Annotated in this window: 6 protein-coding genes and 1 pseudogene; 4 read left to right on the top strand and 3 right to left on the bottom strand. The window is 64.4% G+C overall.

Going from position 1 to position 6,333, the window contains the following annotated elements; translation table 11 throughout:
- Together EN781_RS22545 and hisN are read left to right on the top strand one after the other, a co-directional pair.
- Positions 1–548 (top strand): N-formylglutamate amidohydrolase (locus EN781_RS22545; protein WP_189347739.1); only part of this gene is annotated, 548 nt, incomplete at its 5' end.
- A 317-nt stretch (positions 549–865) separates the two neighbouring features.
- Positions 866–1,639, top strand: a complete 774-nt coding sequence (gene hisN, locus EN781_RS22540) for a histidinol-phosphatase (protein ID WP_126058412.1) — start codon at positions 866–868, stop codon at positions 1,637–1,639.
- A 79-nt stretch (positions 1,640–1,718) separates the two neighbouring features.
- On the opposite strand, the gene EN781_RS22535 is transcribed toward hisN, so the two are convergent.
- The gene (locus EN781_RS22535) at positions 1,719–2,675 is read right to left on the bottom strand and encodes an alpha/beta hydrolase (RefSeq protein ID WP_126058413.1); all 957 of its coding nucleotides are present in this window, start codon (positions 2,673–2,675) and stop codon (positions 1,719–1,721) included.
- Positions 2,676–3,130: 455 nt separating this feature from the next.
- Between EN781_RS22535 and EN781_RS22530 the strand changes: the two genes are divergently transcribed.
- Complete coding sequence (locus EN781_RS22530) at positions 3,131–3,598, top strand: Hsp20 family protein (RefSeq protein WP_126058414.1); 468 nt, start codon at positions 3,131–3,133, stop codon at positions 3,596–3,598.
- A gap of 148 nt (positions 3,599–3,746) precedes the next feature.
- Positions 3,747–4,498 (top strand): annotated as a pseudogene (locus EN781_RS22525) (sulfite exporter TauE/SafE family protein).
- 3 nt (positions 4,499–4,501) lie between these two features.
- Here EN781_RS22525 and EN781_RS22520 read toward each other — a convergent pair.
- Both EN781_RS22520 and EN781_RS22515 read right to left on the bottom strand, forming a co-directional pair.
- On the bottom strand, positions 4,502–5,392 hold the full coding sequence (locus EN781_RS22520; RefSeq protein WP_126058416.1) for an MBL fold metallo-hydrolase: 891 nt from the start codon (positions 5,390–5,392) through the stop codon (positions 4,502–4,504).
- A gap of 24 nt (positions 5,393–5,416) precedes the next feature.
- The coding region (locus EN781_RS22515) for a beta-eliminating lyase-related protein (RefSeq protein ID WP_127400349.1) at positions 5,417–6,333 on the bottom strand (917 nt) is incomplete at its 5' end.

The following is a 6,333-nucleotide window of genomic DNA, read 5'->3' as shown; positions in this document are numbered from 1 at the left end:
GGCTCGGCACCGTGCCGAAGCTGGTGGGGGAGGGGCTCGACATCTACTCCGGCCGCTTGCCACTGGCCGAGGCGGTGGCGCGCATCGAGACCGTCTACAAGCCCTATCACGAGACGCTGAAACGGCTGTTGACAAGAACCCATGCCAGGTTCGGCTATGCGGTGCTGATCGACTGCCATTCGATGCCGGCCAGCATAAGGGTCGGCGACAATGGCGTGCGGCCGGATTTCATCATTGGCGACCGTTTCGGGATTTCCGCAACGGCGGCGCTGACCGAGACGGCGATCGCCCTGCTCACCGGCATGGGCTACACGGTGGCCCACAACAAGCCCTATGCCGGGGGCTTCATCACCGAGCATTACGGCCGTCCGGCGCGCCATCTGCATGCGCTGCAGATCGAGGTCAATCGCGGGCTCTACATGAACGAGCGGACGTTCCAGAAATCGCCCGGCTTCGACGCGCTTGCCGACGACCTCACGCGCTTCTCGGCCGATCTGATGGCGATGCCGGACCATCATTTCGTCGATCTGCCGCTGGCCGCCGAGTAACGCCGGCACACCCGATCAGCGCCGCGAGCCGCGTGAAAAAAAGACCGCATCGTTTTCACGACACGGTCGAAGTCTAGGGAGGAAACGCCCAAGGAGGGCATGGACAGGAAAACCTGTCCGAGAACAAATCTATTGTGCGATGCACAAATGTCAATCGACTTCAGGCTTTTTTAATTCACTCTGATTGGGAAATTGCGTTTCGGTGGCGTTTGCGTGACATTCAGGCAACAGTTGCCGCGGTGCTAAATGATCCATGCCCCTTGTTCAGGCAGGAAATCATCGGCAAAGCACGGCATGCTGCAACGCGGGAGAATCAGTTGGACATCAGCATCGACTTCATGCGGCGCATCGCGCATGCCGCCGCCGCCGAGACCTTGCCGCGCTTCCGCAGCCAGGGCGCGGTCGTCAACAAGGAGGCGGGTAGCTTCGATCCGGTCACCGAGGCCGACCGCGAGGCCGAGCGGGTGATCCGGGCGCTGATATCGACGGAGTATCCCGAGCACGGCATTCTCGGCGAGGAGCACGGCAGCTCGAACATCTCCAGCCGGCATGTCTGGGTGATCGATCCGATCGACGGCACGCGCGCCTTCATCTCCGGCCTGCCGGTCTGGGGAACGCTGGTCGGATTGACGGTCGACGGCGAGGCCGTCGCCGGGCTGATGTCGCAGCCTTTCACCGGTGAGCTGTTCTATGCCAACGCATCCGGGTCCCACTATGAAGGTCCTGGCGGGCCGCGCAAGCTTGCGACGCGCAAGACCACCGACCTCGCCAGGGCGACGCTGTTCACCACCACGCCGGCGCTGTTTAAGGGCGAGGCGCGCTCGCGCTACGATCAGTTCGAAAAGCAGGTCCAGCTCGCCCGCTACGGCACCGATTGCTATGCCTTCGCCATGGTCGCGGCGGGAAGCGTCGACATCGTCGCCGATCCCGGGCTGAAACCCTACGATATCGTGGCGCTGATCCCGATCATCGAGAAGGCGGGCGGCGTCGTCACCACGTTCGAGGGCGGTCCGGCGGAGAAGGGCGGGGATATCCTGGCGGCGGCGACGCCTGAGCTGCACGCGGCGGCGATGGCTGCTCTGCGCGGCTGAGCCCCGCGATCGGTCCCTGGGGCGCGGCCAAGGATGCCGATCCTGGCAGCAGGCTGTCAGCCCGGTGGCCGTGCACCGGTCAGGGCGCGTCGCCGGTTCCGGGAATGAAGGCGTCGAAGGCGGCGAGGAGTTGCTCGCGATAGAGGTCTTTCTCCTGCAGGATCTCATGGTGGGCGCCGTCGATCATCAGCAGTGAGCCAAGGCGCAGGCGCCTGGCGTAGGCTTCCACCGCCTTGGTCGAGACGACCTGGTCGGCACCGGCGGCGATCACCAGCATCGGAACCTGGATCGCGCTCATGAAGTCCGGATCGCTGATCGTCTCGGACGCCTCGGCCGCAGCCTTCAGCCAGCGGATCGTCGGTCCGCCAAGCGCCAGCTGCGGCCAGGCTTCGTAGATGCCGGTGTTGCGCCGGTAACGCACGGGATCCGACGTCACCTTGTTGAGCTCAAACGGCGTCGTCTCCTTCGGCCGCGGTCCGATGGCGGCATAGAGCCGGCCAAGGCCGATCGCGCAGAACGCCGCGCAGACGCGGCGGACCGTGCTTATCGAGACAGGCAAATCGGGCAAGGTCAGGAAAGGCGCAATCAGCACCATGCGCCGCACCCGGTTGACCATCGACGGCGAAGCGAGCAGCGCGACCACCGCTCCGGCCGAATGGGCGAGGATGTAGTATGGTCCGCGACAGTCGGGCAGCACCACCTCCTCGAAGAACTGCTCGAGATCGCTGGCGTAGTCGCGGAAGCTGCGGACATAACCACGCTGCGGGTCGCCGGTCAGCCGGTCGGAAGCACCCTGGCCGCGCCAGTCGAGCGTTGCGACGCTGAAGCCGCGGCCGCAAAGATCGCGGATGGTCTCGAAATATTTCTCGGCGCACTCGTTGCGGCCGGTGAGCAGGACCACGGTGCCCTTGAGAGGGCGGGTGGTGGCGGCAAAGACGCCGTAGCGGATCTTCTTGCGGTCACGCGTGGTGAAGAAGCCGCCGGCGGCATTTTCCGGCGGCGGATTGTCCGGCGTCTGATAAAAAAGGTCCGTCATTCGGCGTTTCGTTCTTTGCTCTGCCGCCGCGGCTGGCGAGGTGTCGCACGGTGATAGACGGCCATGCGCCAAAAGCAAAGGCGTCGCGGAGATGGTGGAAGGCCAACCAACGAGGCCGGAAGCAGCCTTTGGCTGCTTCCGGCCCTTGTCGATCCGGGAGGAAGGGACGTTAACACCCGGCTCGGCCTCGTCGCGGCGTCTGTTGGGCGCGCCGCCTGGTCCTTGATCCTGGCAGCATCCTAACGCCGCCTGGCTGAACGCCGGCCGAAGCCGCGGTTCATCTGACGTTCATCGAGGCTCGAATGTTCCGTCGGCGAAAATCTTGAAATGCCCTTTTGCGCTTCCCAAATGTCTGGAGCGGTCGCCAATGTCGGGACCGCTGGTCCATCCGAAACGCCGTTCCGGGTTTCGCAGCGGCCAAACGCAAACTCTGTTGCTCAATAGGAGAACACCCTATGCGTCACGTTGATTTTTCCCCGCTCTATCGTTCGACCGTCGGTTTCGACCGTCTCTTCACCATGCTCGACTCGCTCGGCCAGCCCGACGGCGCGCAGACCTATCCGCCCTACAATATCGAGCGCACAGGCGAGAACGCCTATCGCATCTCGATGGCGGTTGCCGGCTTCTCGGAAGACGAGATCTCAATCGAGGCCCACCGCAACGTGCTGACCGTCAAGGGTGAGCGCAAGGAAGAGGGCAACGGCGAAGGCTCCGAGCTGCTCTATCGCGGCATTGCCTCGAGGGCTTTCGAGCGCCGCTTCCAGCTCGCCGACCATGTCGAGGTCGAGGGCGCCACGCTGAAGAACGGCCTGCTCTTCGTCGACCTCAAGCGCAACATTCCCGAGGAGCTGAAGCCGCGCAAGATCGCGATCACCCAGTCCTCGGACAAGGCCAGGCAGATCGAGGCCAAAGCGGCCGCGTAATCCGCGAGCACCATCCGTAAGACCAGTCTCCTCCCGAGACGAAAGCGGCGCCGAGAGGCGCCGCTTTTTGTTTGCGCGGATTTCTGTGCCATCCGCAACAAAGGCTTCTGGCCCTTTTGAAGCAGGCGCCGGCCCAGCATGAAGGGCGATGTCCGATTTTTCCCTGGCGCTGACGGCAACCATCGCCATCACCTTCCTGCCGGCCGGCGTCGTCAAGGGCGTGACCGGCATGGGCTTGCCGACGCTGGCGATGGGACTTCTGGGCACCGCTATGCCGCCTGTCACCGCGGCCTCGCTGCTGATCGTGCCGTCCTTCGTCACCAATGTCTGGCAGCTGTTCGCCGGCCCGAGCTTCGCGTCGATCCTGCGTCGGCTGTGGCTGATGATGGCCGGCATCATGGTCGGCACGATTGCCGGCGCGCGGTTGCTCGCCAGCGACAACGTCAAATGGACGACCGCCGGCCTCGGCGCCGCCCTTGTCCTCTACGCCACCTACACACTCCTGGCGCGGCGGCCCGGCATTCCGGCCAGGGCCGAGCGCTGGCTGTCGCCCATCATCGGCGTCCTCACCGGCCTCGTCACCGGCGGCACCGGCGTCTTCGTGGTGCCGGCCGTGCCCTACATCCAGGCGCTGGGGCCCGGCAGGGACGACCTGATCCAGGCGCTCGGCCTTTCCTTCACCGTGTCCACCATCGCGCTGGCGCTTGGCCTCGCCTCGCACGAGCGTTCGAGGTCGAGCATCTCGCGATGTCGTCACTGGCGGTGCTGCCGGCCCTGCTCGGCATGTGGCTCGGCCAGCTGCTCAGGCAGCGCATCAGCCCGGCGACCTTCCGGCGCTGGTTTCTGATCTTCCTGATCGTGCTTGGCCTGGAACTGCTGGCGCGGCCGTTCCTGGGCTAGCCCTTAGCCCTTTGCCGCCAGCGCAGCCTCGACATTTTGTCGGTGAACGGCTTCGTATGGCGCGAAATACTCGACGGCCGTCGAGGCAAACATATCCGCGCCGAAGGTTCTCAGATCCTGCTTGGCCAGGTCAGGCTCTTGCCGGCAGGCAAGCAGTTTTCGAACATAGGCCTGGGTCGCGGCGATAAGGCTTCTGTCATAGCCACCTGCTGCAATTGTTTCGCAGGAACCGTGGTTGGGCAGGATGCGATCGAACCGCCAGCCGGCCATGCGCTCCAGGTCGATCAGATGTTCGGCAAGACGCTCCGGTTCGGAGACATAGGTGATCGAGTCCTCCAGCGTGTCGCCCGCCAGCAACAGGCCGGCATCGGGCATCAGCAGGACCGTGCCGTCATGGCTGTGGATTTCGACCTGGCGGAGTTCGACGGGGATCGCTCCGACGGTCAGATGGAGGTTGTTGTCGAATATCCTGTTGGGGAGCACGAGCGGCCTGATCGGCGGATTGCCGCCTTCGATCTCGGCCCGGCCACGTTCAAGGGCCGAGGCTGTGAGGCGGTTGGCGATGATCTCGCAATCATGGAACATCTCGTTCCCGGCAATATGATCGTCATGCCAGTGGCTGAGCACGACGCGGATCGAGGTCACGCCCATCTCTTCGAGCGTCCGCCGGACAAGGCGGGCGTGGGGCAGGGATATATGCGTGTCATAGACAAGCGCTTGCGATCCATCGACGATCGCATAAGTGCAAATGCCCAGCGAATAGGCGCCGTCGTCGAGCCAGTTCGGCTCCTCCGACCAGATGCGAACGCCATCGAGGCGGCCATCGTAGAAGCCGACAACGTTTGGCGCCGGACGAACCAGCCGCATGGTCGAGCCGAGAGAGGGCCTGGTCATCTGGTTCCTCCCGATGTCGCGAGCTCAAGCGAGCAACTGGCCGAGACGCTCGATCTCCTGCTTCGTCGTCGCGAAGCTGGCGACGAAGCGGTAGATCGCCTCGTTGTCGCCGAGATGGCCGTCAAAGCCCAGCGGCACGCCCCATTCATAGAATTTGGCGCCGGCGGCTTGCATCTTCTCGGCAGCGGCACGGTCGAGGATCGCGAACACCTCGTTTGCCTGTGGTAGCCAGGCCAGCCTGCCGGTCGGCGCATCCTCGATCGTCTCGGCCAGACGCGCGGCCATCGCATTGGCGTGGCCTGCCATTCTCAGCCAAAGGTCATCGGTGAAATAGGCTTCGAACTGAGCCGAGATGAAGCGCGCCTTGGAGAATGTCTGCCCGGCGCGTTGGCGAAGCAGGCGCAGGTCCTTGCCGACCTCCTGATTGAAGATCACGACAGCGTCGGCCATCCAGCAGCCGTTCTTGGTGGCGCCGAAGGAGATGATGTCGACGCCGCTCTTCCAGGTCATCTCGGCCGGCGTGACGCCGGTCGCGGCGATGGCGTTGGCGAAACGGGCACCGTCCATGTGGAGCGGCAGGCCGTGGCGACGGCTGACCTCGGCGATCGCCTTGACGTCGTCGACGGTGTAGACCGTGCCGACTTCGGTCGCCTGGGTGATGGTCACGGCCATCGGCTGGCCGCCGGGCGCGAGGTCCCGCGAATAGCGCTGGATGGCCTTGTCCAGCGGCTGCGGGTTGATGCGACCCAGAGGCCCGGGCACCGGCATCACGCGCGCGCCGCCAGTGTAGAAACCCATCGCGCCGAACTCATCGACATTGATATGCGCTTCGGAATGGCAAAGCGCGATGCCGCCGATACGGTTCAACGCTGCCATCGACAATGCGTTCGCCGCTGTGCCGGTCGCGACGAAGAACACCTGGACGTCGCTTTCGAAGATCT

Origin of the sequence: Mesorhizobium sp. M4A.F.Ca.ET.090.04.2.1 (assembly GCF_003999085.1) — a bacterium.
Taxonomy (GTDB): Bacteria; Pseudomonadota; Alphaproteobacteria; order Rhizobiales; family Rhizobiaceae; genus Mesorhizobium.
Note: the sequence above shows the minus strand (reverse complement) of the source record. Positions and strands in the feature narration are given on the sequence as shown.

Excerpts from the sequence above, each read along its gene's own strand:
- EN781_RS22535 (WP_126058413.1), bottom strand. The coding sequence starts at position 2,675 with ATGACGGACCTTTTTTATCAGACGCCGGACAATCCGCCGCCGGAAAAT.
- EN781_RS22530 (WP_126058414.1), top strand. The coding sequence starts at position 3,131 with ATGCGTCACGTTGATTTTTCCCCGCTCTATCGTTCGACCGTCGGTTTC.
- EN781_RS22520 (WP_126058416.1), bottom strand. The coding sequence starts at position 5,392 with ATGACCAGGCCCTCTCTCGGCTCGACCATGCGGCTGGTTCGTCCGGCG.